This window comes from Lentilactobacillus sp. Marseille-Q4993 (assembly GCF_951230165.1).
Classification (GTDB): Bacteria; Bacillota; Bacilli; order Lactobacillales; family Lactobacillaceae; genus Lentilactobacillus.
Genome location: NZ_CATNVB010000001.1, coordinates 55416 through 73007 on the forward strand (window position 1 = coordinate 55416; position 17592 = coordinate 73007).

The window sequence follows — 17592 nt, forward strand, 5'->3', positions numbered from 1 at the left end:
GGAGTGAAATTATTTATTAACGGAGGCTGAGGCATGAGTTATCAAGCACTATATCGGGTTTGGCGGCCCCAAAGGTTTGACGAGATTGTTGGTCAAGAGATTATTACTCAGACGTTAAAGAACGCTCTGATCACTAACCAAACCAGCCATGCCTATCTGTTTACTGGGCCCCGAGGAACTGGAAAAACGTCAGCTGCTAAGATATTTGCTAAGGCGGTCAACTGCCATTTTAGAAAAGACGGCGAACCATGTAACGAATGTGAAACCTGTAAGGCAATCACTGATGGTAGTTTGAGTGATGTTATTGAAATCGATGCCGCTTCAAACAACGGGGTTGAAGAAATTCGGGATATTCGCGATAAGGTAAAGTACGCTCCAACCCAAGCCGACTATAAAGTTTATATAATTGATGAAGTTCATATGTTGTCAACGGGAGCATTTAACGCCTTGTTAAAAACGCTAGAGGAGCCACCAGCTAACGTTATCTTCATTCTGGCTACTACTGAGCCTCATAAGATTCCCGCCACAATTATTTCACGGACTCAGCGGTTTGACTTTAAGCGTATCAAGCCCCAAGTTATTTTAAAACGGATGGAGTACATCCTTAACGAGAAAAATGTCGAATATGATGACAAAGCCCTTCGCTTGATTGCAAAGTCGGCTGAGGGTGGAATGCGGGACGCGTTATCGATTCTTGATCAGGCTATGTCATATGGTGATAATCAGATTACTTATGACAATGCGTTACTTGTCACTGGTAGTGTCAAGAATGATCTGCTACTGACTTATATGAAGCAGATCATTGATGGTCAAACGACAGATGCTCTCAAGACCGTTCAACAAATTATTGATGAGGGTAGTGATCCAAGTCGGTTTGTTGAAGACGTGACTGGATTGTGCCAAGATATTCTTCTGTACAATCAGGATCCAGAGATGGTTGAAGCTATGGAACTTGGAATCGTTGATGATTCTTTTAAGGACCTTGCTGGCCAGACCACTAACGAAATGGTCTATCAGATGATCAATGCTCTTAATGATGTGGCAAATTCATTGCGGTTTACCAATCATCCTGATGTTTACTTGGAAGTGTTAACGGTTAAAATGGCTACTCGGGATTCACAGCCATCTGCAGAAACAGGAGTGACCACATCGGTTGATGATGCCACAGTTCAGCAGCTTAACCAAACAATTTCGCAGCTGAGTCGGAAAGTTAATGACTTGGAGTCAAAGCTTGACCATCAAGGGAGTAATGAATCTGCTCAGGCAGTTAAGCCGGAAATCAAGCCGGCAAATGCTGCTCCTAAACTAGATTCAAAAGTTGAATTAACTAAAATCTATCCAATTTTGGATAGCGCAACAAGAAATGAATTGAATCAGTTCAAACAAGTTTGGCCAGAATTAATGAACAGTTTGTCAGTAACCCAACGGGCAGTGATGCACGTGTCAGAACCGGTTGCAGCTAGTGATGATGGGGTGATTGTTTCCTTCGAATACCTATTCCTATACCAGAAGGCAAAAAGTGATATTGAATTGCGCGATGCCCTTGAAAATAGTCTGGATAGAATCGTCGGTAAGGTACCGAAATTGGTGTTCGTCCCTGAGAGTCAGTGGCCAGATATTAGGTCGGGATACTTAAAGAACAATCGGGGTAAGAAGGTCACTCCAACTGAATCGGTTGATAAGAGTGAAGCCCCACAATCGGCAGAAGTGGCAGAACAGCCAGCAGACATGCCACCAGATGACGATGATCCTGACAAGGATCCAGTTGTTGACAAGGCTGAGGAGTTGTTTGGCCCTGATGTAGTTGATGTTAAAGAAGATTAATTAAAATGGAGGCCAATTTCAATGATGAATGGCATGAACATGAACAAAATGATGAAACAAATGAAAAAAATGCAAAAACAAATGGCTGAGGAACAAGAAAACCTTAAGGAACAGGAGTTTGTTGGGACTGACCCAAGTGAAATGGTCACCGCTAAGTTTTATGGCGAAAAGAAGATGACTGATTTGAGTATAAAACCAGAAGCGATTGATCCTGATGATCCAGACATGCTTGCTGATTTGATTTTAACTGCTGTAAATGATGGAATCACGAAAGTCGAAAAGGCAACTCAAGATACGATGGGCAAGTATACAAAGGGACTTCCTGGACTTTAATTTGCAGAATAGAAGGGTGAAGATATGCAATACCCAGAACCAATCGCAAAACTAATTGATAGCTTCATGAAATTACCGGGAATTGGAAGTAAAACCGCCACGAGGTTGGCCTTTTATGTCGTTGACATGAATGAAGATGACGTGAAGGGGTTTGCCAAGTCGCTCGAAGCTAGTAAAAATGACCTTCGATATTGTTCGATTTGCGGCAACCTGACTGAAGAGGATCCTTGTGAGATTTGCCAAGACAAGACTAGGGATCAGTCAACAATTCTTGTGGTAGAACAACCTAAAGACGTGATGGTAATGGAAAAGATGAATCAGTATCGTGGATTGTATCACGTTTTACACGGTGTTCTTTCACCAATTGAGGGAATTGGCCCAGAAGATTTGAATGTGAGTTCCTTGATCAAACGACTTCAGCAAAACGAAGCAGTGAAGGAAGTCATTGTGGCCACTAATGCAACGCCTGAGGGTGAATCAACCGCAATGTACTTATCTAAACTAATTAAACCAGCTGGAATCAAAGTAACAAGGCTTGCCCATGGTTTGTCAATGGGAGCCGATATTGAATACGCCGATGAAATGACTTTGTTTAAAGCTGTTGAAGGTAGAACTGAACTTTAAGGTGGCCAGAATAAATGTTTAACTTTTTCAAAAAACGGGACATTAAGTCAGAGTATGATGCCCAATTATTGGATCTTATCAATCAGTTAAAGGAAAATTGGGATTACGCTCAAAAGACCCAAGATGCTGTTGCTGACGCAGATATCCAAATTCAACAAGAAACAGCGTTGGCCAAGCAGAAGTATTTCTACATTTATAAAGAGGCCAGAAGACGAAGGGTCAGAAATGATCATATTCAGCCATCGGTAATCAATTATGATCGGACCGAATAGTAATCGAATCGATAAGTATTTCAAATTTTGGAATATTTACCGATTTTTATTAGGTTAGGTCACATAGACAATAAAAAAAGCATCAAGTACAATGAACTAAGATAAGAAAAGTGGAGTTGATTTTGGTGGATGGATTGTTTTTGACTTTTGAAGGTCCAGATGGTGCTGGGAAAACAACCGTGATGAATGCGATTGTGGACCAAATCAGTGAAAAACTGGGAGATAAATTGTTGGTCACTAGAGAGCCGGGTGGCAACAAAATTTCTGAACAAATCAGGAATATTATTTTGGATCGTGATAATACTGAAATGGATGCAAGAACTGAGGCACTATTGTATTCAGCTGCTAGGAGACAACATTTGGTTGAAACAATCATTCCAGCTTTAGAGGATGGTAAACTAGTCTTATGCGACCGCTACGTTGATAGTTCAGTTGCATATCAAGGGTCTGGTCGTGAGATTGGCATGGAACAGGTCTATGAGATGAACCGGTTTGCTACGGAGGATCGACTGCCAGATGCGACGATTTATTTTGATATTCCAGTGGAGGTCGGTCTTGACAGAATTCAGGCTAACCGGCCTGCAGGAGATGTTGATAGATTAGATGTTGAGACTAAGGCATTTCACGAACGAGTTCATGATGGTTACCTTAAGGTTGCTAGTCAAAATAAAGATAGATTTAAAATCGTGGACGCTACTCAACCACTTGCTAAAGTTGAATCAGATACTTTAGCGATTATAAGACAAATCGCACAGAATTATTTTAAGGGGTAATACTAGATGAAATTAGTTATCGCAATCGTTCAAGATAAAGATGCAAACAAGTTGAGATCAGTCTTTGTTGCTCACGATATTATCGCAACTAGATTCTCAACGACTGGAAGTTTTTTGCGGGCCGGTAACACGACCTACTTGGTTGGAGTTGACGATGATAAGGTTGACTTAACCCTTCAACTTATCAAGGAAACATGTTCATCGAGGCAACAATTCATGACACCACCCGTAAGTCTAAGCGGAGATACATCAGAGCATACGTTCCCAATCGAAGTTCAGGTTGGTGGAGCAACCGTAATGGTGTTACCAATTGAATCATTCCATCAATTTTAGAGTGGTAGGCGGAAAAATTGGAAGATAACGTTTTTACAATTGCACAGGATAAGCAGGCTGAGCTAGTTGACCGGTTTATGGAAATAATTAACCGGGGGACGCTGTCTCATGCTTATTTGTTTTCCGGTGAGGAAGGTGCTGGTGAGTTTGAGGTCGCGATGACCATTGCCATGCGCCTTTTTTGCCAGAATGTCGTGAATGGCAAACCGTGCGGAAAATGCAATGAATGTCGGCGAATCATGAGTTTGGACCATCCTGATGTTGTTGTAGAAACTCCAGATGAGAGAAGCATTAAGGTCGACCAGATTCGCCATATCAAAAGTGAGTTTACAAAGAGTGCAGTTGAAGGGAACAAGAAGATTTTTATTATTTCAGGGGCTGAGACGATGACTACTGGCGCAGCAAACAGCCTGCTTAAGTTTATCGAGGAACCGAGCTCTGATATAACGACCATTTTGATTACCACAAACAAAAACATCGTCTTACCAACAATCATCTCGAGAACGCAGGTAATCGATTTTCCCGAAGCAACCCGCGAGGATTTGGTAAGTCGATTGCGCAGTAATGGGGTCAAACAAAATAGTATTAATTTACTACTTACATTGACTAATAGTGTAAGTGAGATTAACAGCTGGCTAGAGGATGATTGGTTTTACCATGCCCAGGAAAAAGTTGAGCAGTGGTTTAAGTACCTTGTAAAGGACGATCGAATGGCGTTTACCTTCATTCAAACTGACATTATGCCGGTCGTTAACAATCGTCAGCAACAACAACTAGTTTTAGCGATGATGGTTGAAATTTTTCGTGATTTAATGGAACTCCGTTATGGGGCTACTGATAGCGATAAGTTGAGTTTTCCAGGGTTGGTGAAAGTTTTGACCACTCAGGCAGAACGAATTAGTAGTCACCAGGTTATTGATAACATGAACATTTTATTAGATACAAATACCAGTTTTAAAGGGAACATGAACTTCCAAAACATTTTGGAGTCAACAACCTTAAAGCTGTTAGACGTAATGGTGTGATTAAACGTAGAGGGATGATCAGGTGGATTCAAACAGTCTATATGATGAATTAAAAGACTTAGATAGTCGGTTAAGCAGTACGGCGGAACAATTCACTAATTTACACGAAACCATCATTAAGTTAATGGAAGAGAACGCCGAATTAAAAATTGAAAATCAAAATTTAAGGGATAAGCTGAAAGATGACAGGGCCCAGGAGAATCCTGAGAACGAAAACCAGCTTTCAAAATCCCGATTAAACCTAGAAAAGTTATACCATGAAGGTTTCCATGTATGTAGTGACTATTATGGCAAACGTCGTGAAGATGGTGAAGAATGTATTTTCTGTACCGAGATAATTTACGGCAGACGTTGATTGGAGTAATAAATTGCAGACCCAAAAGAGTTTTGAACAAAATACGAATATTGGAACGTTGTACCTTGTGCCCACACCGATTGGGAACCTTGATGACATGACTTTTCGGACAATTAATATTTTAAAGGAAGTTGATTTGATAGCAGCTGAAGATACTAGAAATACAGCTAAGTTGTTGAATCATTTTGAAATTCATACCCACCAAATTAGCTTTCATGAGCACAATACTCAAAGTCGAATTCCTGAGTTGATTGGGATGCTAAAGGAGGGGCAAAGTATCGCTCAGGTTAGTGATGCTGGAATGCCTTCGATTAGCGACCCTGGTAAGGAATTAGTGGCTGCCTGTATTGATGCTAATATTACGGTGGTACCGTTGCCTGGGGCTAATGCAGCGTTGACAGCCTTGATTGCTTCGGGAATATCACCCCAACCATTCATGTTTTACGGTTTCTTACCACGAAAAAATCAGGAGCAGAAGGATGCTCTTGTAGCCCTTGCAAAAAAACCGGAAACGGTAATTTTGTACGAAGCTCCCCATAGGTTAAAACAAACCCTTAAGGTACTGCAAAAGGCATTTGGAGAAGACCGCAAGGCTGCTTTATGCCGTGAACTAACAAAAAAGCATGAGGAATTTATCCGTGGTACGCTGGATGAATTATTACAATGGGCCACAGAAACGGAAATAAGAGGCGAATTCGTAATTATTATTAGTGGCAATGACTCAGTTGAGGATACTGACGACAAGGTTGAAGAAGTTATTACCAGTTTGCCTGTAACCGTGCAGGTTCAACGATATATTGACCAAGGAATGACTACTAATGATGCGATTAAAAAAGTTGCTAAGGACAACGGAGTTAGAAAACAAGTAATTTACAACCAGTATCATAATTTATAATGAAAAGAGATCTTCATGAGCGCAAAAGAATTTAGCGAATTTCATACTGTGCCTTACTACGAGGCTGACGTTACTAACCACGTCACAATTGCAATGTTATTAAATATATTAATTTTGATATCTGAGCATCAAAATAAGGAATTAGGAGTTGATCATACCGAGTTGATCAATAACTATTCCTCTGGGTGGATTGTTACCTCGTATTCAATTAAGATAACTGAGATGCCAACTGTTGAATCCAAAATTAAGGTAACCACGCGCGGAACGTCGTACAATAAGTACTTTGCATACCGTGAATTTTGGGTTCATGATGAATCTGGTGCCGAGATGGTCAAGGTTGATAGTATTTGGGTGCTCATGAATGAAGAAACTAGAAAAGTCCAGACAATAACGGATAATTTTATTGAACCCTATGAATCTGACCAAGTTAAAAAAGTTCCCCGGCTACCAAGACCTGAGAAATTAGTTGGTGATCCCGATGCTGTTAAGCAATACCAAGTTCGTTCAAATGATATTGACTTTAACGGCCACGTAAACAATTCTCATTATCTGGAGTGGATGGTTGATGTGTTACCAATGGATTTCTTGATTAGTCATCAACCAGTTCAAACCGATATTCGATTTGAAAATGAAGTGAAGTATGGCCAGATAGTAGAGAGTAAAGTTTCTCAGACTGAAGTAGATGATAAAGTAAAAACCGTGCATTTAGTTACGTGTGGTGGTAATATTTCAGCTATTGCTACAATTGTTTGGAAAAAAGTGAAGGATTAACTATGGCAAAAATACTTTCAATTGATACATCAAACACCCCGTTATCCATTTCGGTAGTAGAAGATGATTTTGTGATGGCGTCTGAAACCCTGACGACTCATAAGAAGCACGCGGAATATATGCTTCCAATCATCGAGGATTTGGTGAAAAAATCAGGATTAACCCCTGCAGGAATTGACAAAATTGTTGTTGCGACCGGTCCTGGATCATATACAGGCATTAGGATGGCTACCACGGTGGCCAAAACCCTAGCAAGCACTCTCGAGATACCGTTGATAACCGTGTCTAGCTTGTGGTCATTAGCGCTTAATCGATTTGATTCAGATGCCTTGATAAATCCAATTTTCGATGCCCGAAATGGCAACATGTTTACTGGTTTATACAAGAGAAATGGTAATAAGCTGGAATCTGTCGTTGCTGACCAACACACAAACATTGACAATTGGATTCCAGTATTGAAGAATTATAGTGATAAAATTGAGGTATTGGGGGATATTGGTGAGCTTTCAGCACAACTTACTGCGGAAGTATCGACATTAACGGTCTTGCCAAGACAGTTTGCTGTACCAAATGCAACGTTAATGGCAATTCATGCTAATGATTTTAAACCAGTAGATAATGTTGATGCAGTTGTCCCTAACTATTTAAGGCTGACAAAAGCTGAAGCGGACTGGCAAAAAGCTCACCCTAATGAGGGAAATGACAACTATGTGGAAAAATATTAAGGGGTGGTACGAAAACCACTTCTATAATAAAGAAAAAGCTCTTAGGGAAAAGTACTTGGATATTAAGAATCATGACGTTGATATCAACGGAACTGAGTTTTTTCTTGCTAAGGCAATGATTCCTGACATTCCAGAAATTTTGGGAATTGAACGGGCGGTGTATGGTGGCCAGACTCCGTGGGATGAACGGGCGTTTAGATCTGAACTGATGAGATCAGACGATCGGCTCTATTTGGTATTACGTCGAAATGACTGGTTGGTGGCCTTCATTGGCTGTTCTTGGAATTTTAATACTCAAGACTGCCATATTACAAACGTGGCGGTTGCACCTAACTTCCAAAATCGGGGATTGGGGTATTTTCTTGTGACTACGATTATCAAAAAAGCAAGACAAATGGAATTCAATAAAGTTACGCTTGAGGTCAGGATGAGCAATACCCGAGCTCAGCAGTTGTACAAGGATATTGGGTTTGTTGAGGATGGAATTACTAAGGACTATTACTTTAACGACCGTGAAGATGCTTTGAACATGACAATGGATATAACAAAGATTGGTTGAGTGGATTTATGAACAGAAATTTAATTTTAGCATTTGAAACTAGCTGTGATGAAACCTCAGTTGCCGTAATCGAAAATGGCGACAAAATTCTGTCCAATATTGTTGCGACTCAAATTAAGAGTCACCAGCGATTTGGTGGGGTTGTTCCAGAAGTAGCTAGTCGTCACCATATAGAACAAATCACTGGGTGTATTGATGATGCCTTGACTAAAGCAAACGTTTCTTATGATGATTTAACGGCAGTTGCAGTAACATATGGTCCCGGTCTAGTTGGGGCCCTGTTAATTGGGGTAACAGCCGCAAAAGCAGTTGCTTGGGCGCATAATTTACCATTGATTCCAGTTAATCATATTGCGGGTCATATTTATGGGGCTCGCTTGGTCAAACCGATTGAATTTCCTGCCATGGCTCTTGTTGTTTCCGGTGGCCATACTGAACTTGTATACATGAAAGAAGAAAACTCCTTTGAAATTATCGGTGAAACTAGGGATGATGCTGCTGGTGAAGCTTACGACAAAGTTGGTCGGGTTCTCTCAATCAATTATCCAGCTGGTAAAGAGGTTGACGAACTTGCTCATAAAGGGAATGATACGTTTAACTTCCCTCGGGCAATGGATCAAGATGACAACTTTGATTTTAGCTTTAGTGGCTTAAAGAGCGCATTTATCAACACCGTCCATCATGCGGATCAGATTCATGAATCATTATCGCGTGAAGATTTAGCCGCTTCTTTTCAGCAATCAGTTGTTGACGTATTAGCTGATAAAACAGTCCGGGCTCTTCATGAATACCCAGTTAAACAATTAATCCTAGCCGGAGGAGTTGCTGCCAATCGGGGAATCCGTGAACGACTCACCGATGAATTAGCTAAATTTTCGAATACCGAATTAGTCCTCGTGCCACTTTCACTTTGTGGTGATAATGCCGCAATGATTGGTGCTGCTGGTGAGATGCTTTATCGGCATTCAATAAGCTCCGATGCGACCCTCAATGCAGACCCATCGCTTGATTTTGATTGGATTGGCGAGGCTTAATAATAAATAATCAAAAAAACGTTTGATAGCACCTAAAAATCAATTTGATTTAAGGGTTGCTACCAAACGTTTTTTGTTTAATCAAAATCTTCGAGCTCAAGGCTTTTTGACTCCCATTCAGTCTCAGTCTGGGTAATTTCTTCGCTAAGATTATCGACTTGTGCTTGCAGTTCCGTTAGTTTGCCTAAGTCATTAAAAGTATCAGGTTGAGTCATTTCAGCTTCAGTTTGCTCTTTTTGTTGGTTTAACTTTTCGAGGGTAGCTTCAAGTGACTCTACTTCCCTTGAAAGTTTCCGCTTTTTCTTTTGGTCTTCCTTTGATAATTGGTACTGATTTTTCTTGGCAGATATCACCTTGGTGTTTGTGGCTGGTGATTGTTGCTCTAATTCGTGTTCCTTAACAGCTGCCATTTCCTCTTTTTTAGCAATATAGTAGTCGTAGTTTCCTAAATAAGCGTGGCTCCCATCTTTTGATATTTCGACTGTCCCAGTCGCAATTTGATTAATGAAGTACCTATCATGGGAAACAAACAAGATTGTGCCGTCAAATTCTCGTAGGGCCTTTTCAAGAACTTCACGACTATCGATATCCAAATGGTTAGTTGGCTCATCAAGAATCAAAAAATTGTTGTGCTTCATAGCTAGTTTAGTTAACAAAAGGCGGGCCTTTTCGCCCCCTGACAAATCAGCTACTAGTTTGTCGACGTCGTCACCGCTAAACAAGAAACTTCCGAGAATGCTACGAATGTCACCTTCGTTTACAGTTGGGTGGTCGTCCCAAAGTTCGTTTAGGACTTTTTTGTTTCGGTGCAGAGATTTTTGTTCCTGATCATAGTAACCAGTGTCGATTCCAGTTCCAAATTGGACACCACCTTTGATGAAGGGGATTTGCCCAAGGATACTCTTTAGGAGCGTCGATTTACCGACACCGTTAGGACCGACGATGGCAATTGCTTGGTGTCTCTTAACTTCAAAATTGATAGGTTCACTTAGAATCTCAGTGTAACCAATTGCGGCATCGGATACTTTAATGATATTGTCGCCGCTTTTTCTGTTTGGGGTAAATGAAAAGCGAGCAACCTTGTTGTCGTCTTTTGGTTTTTCAATCCGATCCATTTTCTCAAGTTGCTTTCGCCGTGCTTGCGCTTGTTTGGTTGATGATGCTCTCACAATATTCTTGTCAACAAACTCCTGCATTTTTTCAATCTTTGCTTGCTGTTTTTCGTACTCCTTCATCTGTGTTTTTTCAATTTGGGCCTTTTCTTCAACGTATTTTGAATAATTACCCTTGAAATGATGCAGAGTTCCCGTTGCCATCTCGTAAACTTCGTTGACGATTTGATCTAAAAAGTACCGGTCATGAGAAATAATCAGCAAAGCGCCAGGATAATTCTTTATGTATCCTTCTAGCCAGGTGATCGTAGCTACATCCAAATGATTAGTTGGCTCATCTAAAATCAATAAGTCTGGCTTTTCAAGTAGGAGTTTTGCCAAAGCAAGTTGGGTCTTCTGACCACCAGATAATTCTGTGATTTTGCGATTGTAATCTTTTTCACCAAATCCAAATCCATGAAGAACCCCACGAATTTCGGCCTCGTACGAGTAACCGTTCTTTTGTTCGAAGTCCGCCCGGAGATTATCGTAAGTTGACGATAATTCCTCAAGTTCAGCGGGTGAGGCTGTAGCCATTTGTTGTTCAATTTGCCGAAGCTTTGCCTCTGTTGCTTTTAACGCTGCAAAGACAGATTCCATTTCATCGTAAATTGATTTGTCAGAGTCAAGACCAGTATCCTGGGCAAGGTAGCCGATGTTGAGGCCTCGCTTTTGTGAAACTTCGCCTTCATCAGCGTTTATTTCTCCCGTGATAATTTTAACGAGAGTTGATTTGCCTGCTCCGTTACGACCAACAAGAGCAATCCGGCTTTTTTCTTGAACGGCAAGGTTCACATTTGAGAAGATATCCTCGCCGTTAAATCGCTTGGCGACGTTTTGTGTTTGTAGGATTATCACTATTGCCATCCACCTTTCTAAGTCCTAACCATTTTAGCATAATCAAGCTAGTTTATAAAAACATAAATAAAATTGAAATTTATTTCACAAAGTCCCAACTTATGATAGAATATTAGCTGAAGAGGGTTTCACAAACTAACAAAAAAGGAGGAGTTAATCTTGACGGCAGAAAATATACCTCGTGCCACCGCAAAACGGTTGCCCATCTACTATAGGTATTTAAACATTCTCCATGATACTGGCAAGCAAAGAATATCTTCAACCGAGCTAGCTGACGCTGTCCAAGTAGATTCTGCGACCATTAGGCGAGACTTTTCGTATTTTGGGGCACTTGGTAAGCGAGGCTATGGCTATGATGTTGATAGTTTGCTATCATTCTTCAAACAGATCCTGAACCAAGAACACTTAACTAATGTGGGATTGATTGGGGTTGGTAATCTGGGGCATGCCTTACTGAACTTTAATTTTCACAAAGACGGTAACGTTAGAATTTCGGCTGCATTTGATGCTGATGATTCGCTAGTAAACACAATTGAGGATGGCGTTCCTGTATACCCCGTGAACGAATTAGTCAGTCAATTAAAGGAACAACAAATTCAAGTAATCATTCTGACTGTTCCATCTTCTGTTGCCCAATCGGTAGCTGATAAGGCCGTTGAAGGAGGAGTTAAGGGGATTTTAAACTTTACTCCATTAAGGTTGTCAGTTCCAGATGATGTATTAGTTCAAAATGTCGATTTGACAAACGAGTTACAGACTTTGATTTACTTCATTGAAAACTTTGGTAAGTAGGTTGATGTTTAATTTATGTGGTTAAGTAATTATTTTTTAAATTGGCAATCATTTATTGATACTGCTAATTGAGCGGTTTAAGACCGGTTGATTAGTGGTATTTTTTTGTTTTTTGGCGGTCTAACCTTGCTTTTTTTTAGGAAAAATAATATAGTAATAGACAGTGATTAGCACTTTTAACATATGAGTGCCAATTATGCTAAAACTTTCATAATCTGGAGGGACTAACGTGTTAAAACCATTAGGAGATCGCGTTTTAGTTGAAACGCAAAGTGAAGAAGAAAAGACAGTTGGTGGCATTGTCCTAGCAAGTAATGCTAAGGAAAAACCCCAAACTGGAAAAGTTGTTGCCGTTGGTTCGGGTCGAGTATTAGAAAATGGTCAAACTGTCGCACTTACCGTTAAGGTTGGCGATGAAGTTATGTTTGACAAGTACGCCGGAACTGAAGTTGAAGACAATGATAATTCCTATTTAGTTTTACATGAAAAAGATATCGTAGCTATTGTTGAATAGTGAGAATTAAAAAATACTTTTGAGGTGAAATATAGTAATGGCTAAAGAAATAAAGTTTTCTGAAGACGCTAGAACTAAAATGTTACAAGGTGTCGATAAATTAGCAGATACTGTTAAGACGACAATTGGTCCAAAGGGACGTAACGTCGTTTTGGAGCAAACCGCTGGTAATCCAACAATTACTAACGATGGTGTTACCATCGCAAAGTCGATTGAACTTCCAGATCATTTTGAGAACATGGGTGCCAAGTTAGTTTCTGAAGTTGCTTCAAAGACTAATGATGTTGCCGGTGACGGTACGACTACTGCCACAGTTTTGACTCAAGCAATCGTTAATGAAGGGATGAAGAACGTTACTGCCGGTGCAAACCCAGTCGGAATTCGTCGCGGAATTGAAAAGGCAACAAAGGCTGCGGTTGAAGCTCTTCACAAGATGTCTCATGAAGTTGCAACTAAGGATGACATTGCTCAAATCGCTTCGATTTCTTCTGCTAACGAAGAGGTTGGTAAGTTGATTGCTGATGCCATGGAAAAGGTTGGTAACGATGGTGTTATTACCATTGAGGAATCACGTGGTGTTGATACTAGCCTTGATGTTGTTGAAGGAATGCAATTTGATCGTGGTTACATGTCACAATACATGGTAACTGATAACGACAAGATGGAAGCAAACCTTGATAACCCATACATTTTAGTAACTGACAAAAAGATTACTAACATTCAAGATATTTTGCCACTTCTTCAACAAATCGTTGAACAAGGTAAGTCATTATTGATTATTGCTGATGACATTGGTGGTGAGGCCCTTCCAACCCTTGTTCTTAACAAGATGAGAGGAACATTCAACGTTGTTGCCGTTAAGGCTCCTGGTTTTGGTGATCGTCGTAAGGACCAACTTCAAGATATTGCTTACTTGACTGGTGCCACTGTAATTACAGACGATCTTGGTTTGAACTTGAAGGATGCCACCATTGATCAATTAGGCCAAGCTGGTAAGGTTAATGTAACTAAGGATTCAACTACAATCGTTGAAGGCTCAGGTTCTAAGGAGCAAATCAGTGGTCGGGTTGAAGAAATCAAAGCTCAGATTGAAAAGACCACTTCAGACTTTGACCGTGATAAGTTAAAGGAACGTCTTGCTAAGTTATCAGGTGGAGTTGCCGTTGTCCGTGTTGGTGCCGCAACTGAAACCGAATTAAAAGAACGTAAATACAGAATTGAAGATGCATTGAACGCCACAAGAGCCGCCGTAGAAGAAGGCTTTGTTCCTGGTGGTGGTACTGCATTGATCAATGTCATGAAGGACGTTGATGGGGTTAGTGCAACTGGTGATGAAGCAACTGGTGTTAAGATCGTTCGCCGTGCTTTGGAAGAACCTGTTCGCCAAATTGCTGAAAACGCTGGGATTGAAGGATCTGTCATTGTTGAAAAACTTAAGAACGAAAAGGATGGGATTGGTTACAATGCCGCCGAAGATAAGTTTGAAGATATGATTAGTGCTGGAATCGTCGATCCAACCAAGGTTACCCGTTCAGCCCTTCAAAACGCAGCCTCAGTTTCTGCTTTGCTATTAACAACCGAAGCTGTTGTTGCTGATGAACCAAAGGATGATAGTGCTGCAATGCCTGCAATGCCAAATCCAGGAATGGGAATGTAATAACTAAATTATTGGATAATTAATCCACATTAAAAGAGCTTCCGCACTTGTCGGAGGCTCTTTTGTGTTGTATTGTTGTTTTGTTGATTTAAAATACTGCTTGTTTTTAAATCGAATATGAATTATCATTCTATGGACATTCAAACAAGTCACGAAAAGTGACAAATACTGTAAATGTAAAAGGGGAAAGAGTTTATGTGGCGATTGTTAAAGCGGGTTCTAATTGGGAAACCGTTAAAGACTGCCGATGAGGGTGGTCAATCGTTAACTAAGTTTAAAGCACTAGCACTGCTTTCGTCAGATGCTTTATCGTCTATTGCTTATGGTACTGAGCAAATTACGACGATATTGATTACACTTTCTGCTGCGGCAATGATGTATCAAATTTGGGTTGCGGCCCTTGTTTTGGTTCTTTTGGCAGCAATCACAATATCCTACCAGCAAATTATTCATGCCTACCCATCAGGTGGGGGTGCATATGTTGTTGCTAGTACTAATTGGGGTCGTTCTGCTGGTTTAGTTGCCGGTGGTTCGCTCCTAGTTGATTATATGCTTACCGTTGCCGTTTCAACGACGTCAGCGACTGAGGCTATCACCTCGGCCATACCGAGTTTGTACAAACACCAGGTATTGATATCTTGTATTATTGTTATTTTGATTATGCTATTAAACCTGCGTGGGATGCGCGAATCAGCTGCAATTTTAACGGTACCGGTGTATCTGTTTATTCTAGTTATTCTCAGTATGATTGTTTATGGTGGTTTTAAAATTGCAACTGGATCAATTCAGTACCATGCAGCAGCAAATGTTGGTTCACCAGTTGCTGGAATGACCCTGATTCTATTCTTTAGAGCCTTCTCGAGTGGATCATCATCACTTACTGGGGTTGAAGCCATTAGTAATGCTGTTCCAAACTTCAAAGATCCTAAGAGTAAGAATGCCTCTCACACATTGGCGATTATGGCTGTAATCCTTGGGTTCTTCTTTGGTGGAATTACCATCTTGAGTTTTTACATGGGAATCGCACCAAACACCCACGAAACTGTGCTTTCACAAATTGGTGAAGGGATATTCGGCCACGGGTTGCTTTACTACGTACTTCAAATGTCAACTGCCTTAATTTTGGCTGTTGCGGCAAACACTGGTTTTTCAGCATTCCCAATCTTGGCTTATAACTTAGCAAAGGACAAGTTTTTGCCTCACGCTTATCTTGATAAGGGGGATCGGCTCGGATACTCTAACGGAATTATTTCGTTAGCGTTAGGAGCCATTGTCCTAATTCAAATTTTCGGTGGTAAAACTAATTCTTTGATTCCACTCTACGCGGTCGGAGTTTTCGTACCATTTACTCTCTCTCAGTCAGGAATGATTATTCACTGGCGTCGAAATAAGGGTAAGAATTGGCAGTTGAAATCAATCGTCAACTTTGTTGGGGCATTCATTTCGGTTGCACTAGTTATTTTCTTGTTCCTGCTTAGATTTGAAAACGTATGGCCATACCTGATTGTTATGCCAATCGTGCTCAGAATTTTCTATAAAATTAATATTCATTATCAAAAGGTTGCCAAACAGCTTAAAGTGGCTGAAGAAGCAGCCGAGTTGACGCCTATTCACCACTTTGACGGTTCAACAGTTATCGTTTTAGTTGGTGGGGTTACCAGAGTTACTGCGCGGGCAATCAGTTATGCTCAGTCGATTGGTGATTACGTGATTGCAATGCACGTTTCGTTTGATGCTAATCCGGAGAAAGAGCATAAGATTTCAGAGGAATTTAGAAAGGAATTCCCTGACGTGAGGTTCGTCGATATTCACTCGTCATACAGGTCAATAACGCAACCAACGTTGAGGTTCTGTGATGTAATTGCCAAACGAGCCGCTGACCGGAACTTCTCGACTACAGTCTTGGTTCCTCAATTTGTGCCACGCCATAGATGGGAACGAGTTTTGCATAACCAAACTGCTTTAAGACTAAGGGCAATTCTTAATTCAAGACAAAATATTATTATTTCAACCTATAACTACCACCTGCGTGAGTAGTTAATGAACGATATAAGCAATGATTTTTCTCGATTTGTTGAGAAAATCATTGCTTTTTTTGATCTCTTGAAAATAACCACTAATGCTTCTTTGTAGTCAATTAATATAAGGGAGTTTAAGCTAGTTTAAGGTTTGCATGATAAAGTATCAGTATCCAATGAAAGTAATGGTTACAGGCCGTTTAATTGGCCGTTAAAGGTGACTGAGTTTGTTTAGTCACTTATTCAATGTAGTTTTGGAGTGCTGATTTGGAAAAGTAATAAATTTGCGTAAAAAAAAACACCCCGAAGGATGTTTTTTGATTATTAGATAAGTCCCATCATACTTGCAAATGGAGGAACAATTAAGTCAACAACGATTGAGATAATAACAACCGCGATGGCAGCCATGGCACCAGGAACAGAACCGATTTGAATAGCTTTAGCTGATCCAACAGTATGTCCGGCAGTTCCAAGACCAAGTCCCATACCAACTGGTTCTTTCAAATGGAAAATCTTGAGTAACCAGTTAGCCAATGCGTAAATAAGAACGGCGTTAAGGATACATGCCATAGCAGTGATGGCTGGTGTACCACCGATAGCGCCTGAAATTGGCATTGCGATAGCAGTAGTTGCTGCTTGTGGAAGTAATGATGCGATACCTGAGTTGTTCAATCCCATGATCTTTGCAAGGAAGTAAATCAAGAATAGTGAAATACCAAGTCCAACGATTAATGAGAGAACAATTTCAAGCCAGAAACGTTTAACAACATCGTTACGTCTGTAAAGAGGAATGGCAAAGGCGATAGTAGCAGGGTTCAAGAACCAGAAGATGATGTCTCCACCTGGTTTGTATGCGTTGGTGTAGAACCAAGTAGTATCAACACCGAACATTTTTGCCATTAACCATAGAATAAAAATACCTAAAACCATACCAACAAACAGAGGTTGGAAAATAAATAGTCCCTTACTGATCTTAAATAGCCATTGGCCAAGTAAGAATACGGCAAGCGATAGACAGATACCGAAAATCGGTGTGCCTAGATAAGTAATAATTGTCGTTTGCATTATAAGTTCACCCT

Annotated in this window: 19 protein-coding genes; 17 read left to right on the plus strand and 2 right to left on the minus strand. The window is 40.5% G+C overall.

Features of this window, described 5'->3' with window-relative positions:
* Window positions 1-33 precede the first annotated feature (33 nt).
* The 13 genes from dnaX (at window position 34) to tsaD (ending at window position 9523) form a co-directional block, all read left to right on the plus strand.
* On the plus strand, window positions 34-1824 hold the full coding sequence (dnaX, locus tag QOW94_RS00325; RefSeq protein ID WP_283678050.1) for a DNA polymerase III subunit gamma/tau: 1791 nt from the start codon (window positions 34-36) through the stop codon (window positions 1822-1824).
* A 21-nt stretch (window positions 1825-1845) separates the two neighbouring features.
* Window positions 1846-2157, plus strand: coding sequence for a YbaB/EbfC family nucleoid-associated protein (locus QOW94_RS00330; RefSeq protein ID WP_283678051.1), 312 nt, complete (start codon window positions 1846-1848; stop codon window positions 2155-2157).
* Between the two features lie 24 nt (window positions 2158-2181).
* Window positions 2182-2781 carry a recombination mediator RecR gene (gene recR, locus QOW94_RS00335; RefSeq protein WP_283678052.1) on the plus strand — a complete coding sequence of 200 codons (600 nt, stop codon included), beginning with the start codon at window positions 2182-2184 and terminating at the stop codon, window positions 2779-2781.
* A 14-nt stretch (window positions 2782-2795) separates the two neighbouring features.
* On the plus strand, window positions 2796-3053 hold the full coding sequence (locus QOW94_RS00340) for a YaaL family protein (protein WP_283678053.1): 258 nt from the start codon (window positions 2796-2798) through the stop codon (window positions 3051-3053).
* Window positions 3054-3178: 125 nt separating this feature from the next.
* Window positions 3179-3826, plus strand: a complete 648-nt coding sequence (tmk, locus tag QOW94_RS00345) for a dTMP kinase (protein ID WP_283678054.1) — start codon at window positions 3179-3181, stop codon at window positions 3824-3826.
* 6 nt (window positions 3827-3832) lie between these two features.
* Entirely contained in the window at window positions 3833-4159 is a 327-nt protein-coding gene (gene darA / locus QOW94_RS00350; RefSeq protein WP_283678055.1) for a cyclic di-AMP receptor DarA, read from the plus strand.
* A gap of 17 nt (window positions 4160-4176) precedes the next feature.
* Window positions 4177-5184: a DNA polymerase III subunit delta' gene (gene holB, locus QOW94_RS00355; protein WP_283678056.1), complete on the plus strand. Its 1008-nt coding sequence runs from the start codon at window positions 4177-4179 to the stop codon at window positions 5182-5184.
* 22 nt (window positions 5185-5206) lie between these two features.
* Complete coding sequence (locus QOW94_RS00360; RefSeq protein WP_283678057.1) at window positions 5207-5539, plus strand: DNA replication initiation control protein YabA; 333 nt, start codon at window positions 5207-5209, stop codon at window positions 5537-5539.
* Between the two features lie 13 nt (window positions 5540-5552).
* Window positions 5553-6434 (plus strand): 16S rRNA (cytidine(1402)-2'-O)-methyltransferase, encoded by an 882-nt coding sequence (gene rsmI / locus QOW94_RS00365; RefSeq protein ID WP_283678058.1) that lies wholly within the window; start codon window positions 5553-5555, stop codon window positions 6432-6434.
* A gap of 15 nt (window positions 6435-6449) precedes the next feature.
* Window positions 6450-7205: an acyl-[acyl-carrier-protein] thioesterase gene (locus tag QOW94_RS00370; protein ID WP_283678059.1), complete on the plus strand. Its 756-nt coding sequence runs from the start codon at window positions 6450-6452 to the stop codon at window positions 7203-7205.
* Between the two features lie 2 nt (window positions 7206-7207).
* The gene (tsaB, locus tag QOW94_RS00375) at window positions 7208-7930 is read left to right on the plus strand and encodes a tRNA (adenosine(37)-N6)-threonylcarbamoyltransferase complex dimerization subunit type 1 TsaB (protein ID WP_283678060.1); all 723 of its coding nucleotides are present in this window, start codon (window positions 7208-7210) and stop codon (window positions 7928-7930) included.
* Window positions 7914-8489, plus strand: a complete 576-nt coding sequence (rimI, locus tag QOW94_RS00380; RefSeq protein ID WP_283678061.1) for a ribosomal protein S18-alanine N-acetyltransferase — start codon at window positions 7914-7916, stop codon at window positions 8487-8489. Before tsaB ends, rimI begins: the two co-directional genes overlap by 17 nt.
* Window positions 8490-8497: 8 nt before the next feature.
* Window positions 8498-9523, plus strand: coding sequence for a tRNA (adenosine(37)-N6)-threonylcarbamoyltransferase complex transferase subunit TsaD (gene tsaD / locus QOW94_RS00385; RefSeq protein ID WP_283678062.1), 1026 nt, complete (start codon window positions 8498-8500; stop codon window positions 9521-9523).
* A 77-nt stretch (window positions 9524-9600) separates the two neighbouring features.
* Here tsaD and QOW94_RS00390 read toward each other — a convergent pair whose 3' ends face one another.
* Window positions 9601-11532 (minus strand): ABC-F family ATP-binding cassette domain-containing protein, encoded by a 1932-nt coding sequence (locus QOW94_RS00390; protein WP_283678063.1) that lies wholly within the window; start codon window positions 11530-11532, stop codon window positions 9601-9603.
* Between the two features lie 159 nt (window positions 11533-11691).
* Between QOW94_RS00390 and QOW94_RS00395 the strand changes: the two genes are divergently transcribed.
* The 4 genes from QOW94_RS00395 to kimA all read left to right on the plus strand — a co-directional run bounded on the left by QOW94_RS00395 (window position 11692) and on the right by kimA (window position 16532).
* Window positions 11692-12324 carry a redox-sensing transcriptional repressor Rex gene (locus tag QOW94_RS00395; RefSeq protein ID WP_283678064.1) on the plus strand — a complete coding sequence of 211 codons (633 nt, stop codon included), beginning with the start codon at window positions 11692-11694 and terminating at the stop codon, window positions 12322-12324.
* A gap of 229 nt (window positions 12325-12553) precedes the next feature.
* Complete coding sequence (gene groES, locus QOW94_RS00400) at window positions 12554-12838, plus strand: co-chaperone GroES (protein ID WP_283678065.1); 285 nt, start codon at window positions 12554-12556, stop codon at window positions 12836-12838.
* Window positions 12839-12875: 37 nt separating this feature from the next.
* Window positions 12876-14495, plus strand: coding sequence for a chaperonin GroEL (groL, locus tag QOW94_RS00405; RefSeq protein WP_283678067.1), 1620 nt, complete (start codon window positions 12876-12878; stop codon window positions 14493-14495).
* Window positions 14496-14690: 195 nt separating this feature from the next.
* Window positions 14691-16532, plus strand: coding sequence for a potassium transporter KimA (kimA, locus tag QOW94_RS00410; RefSeq protein ID WP_283678068.1), 1842 nt, complete (start codon window positions 14691-14693; stop codon window positions 16530-16532).
* A 305-nt stretch (window positions 16533-16837) separates the two neighbouring features.
* Here the strand turns inward: kimA and QOW94_RS00415 are convergent, their stop codons facing one another.
* The gene (locus QOW94_RS00415) at window positions 16838-17578 is read right to left on the minus strand and encodes an LrgB family protein (protein WP_283678069.1); all 741 of its coding nucleotides are present in this window, start codon (window positions 17576-17578) and stop codon (window positions 16838-16840) included.
* Window positions 17579-17592 lie beyond the last annotated feature (14 nt).

Bases quoted from the DNA above. Each gene is read 5' to 3' on its own strand.
- QOW94_RS00330 (WP_283678051.1), top strand. From the start codon at position 1,846: ATGATGAATGGCATGAACATGAACAAAATGATGAAACAAATGAAAAAA.
- kimA (WP_283678068.1), top strand. From the start codon at position 14,691: ATGTGGCGATTGTTAAAGCGGGTTCTAATTGGGAAACCGTTAAAGACT.
- groL (WP_283678067.1), top strand. From the start codon at position 12,876: ATGGCTAAAGAAATAAAGTTTTCTGAAGACGCTAGAACTAAAATGTTA.
- QOW94_RS00340 (WP_283678053.1), top strand. From the start codon at position 2,796: ATGTTTAACTTTTTCAAAAAACGGGACATTAAGTCAGAGTATGATGCC.
- tsaB (WP_283678060.1), top strand. From the start codon at position 7,208: ATGGCAAAAATACTTTCAATTGATACATCAAACACCCCGTTATCCATT.
- recR (WP_283678052.1), top strand. From the start codon at position 2,182: ATGCAATACCCAGAACCAATCGCAAAACTAATTGATAGCTTCATGAAA.
- tsaD (WP_283678062.1), top strand. From the start codon at position 8,498: ATGAACAGAAATTTAATTTTAGCATTTGAAACTAGCTGTGATGAAACC.
- QOW94_RS00415 (WP_283678069.1), bottom strand. From the start codon at position 17,578: ATGCAAACGACAATTATTACTTATCTAGGCACACCGATTTTCGGTATC.
- darA (WP_283678055.1), top strand. From the start codon at position 3,833: ATGAAATTAGTTATCGCAATCGTTCAAGATAAAGATGCAAACAAGTTG.
- QOW94_RS00370 (WP_283678059.1), top strand. From the start codon at position 6,450: ATGAGCGCAAAAGAATTTAGCGAATTTCATACTGTGCCTTACTACGAG.
- rimI (WP_283678061.1), top strand. From the start codon at position 7,914: ATGTGGAAAAATATTAAGGGGTGGTACGAAAACCACTTCTATAATAAA.
- dnaX (WP_283678050.1), top strand. From the start codon at position 34: ATGAGTTATCAAGCACTATATCGGGTTTGGCGGCCCCAAAGGTTTGAC.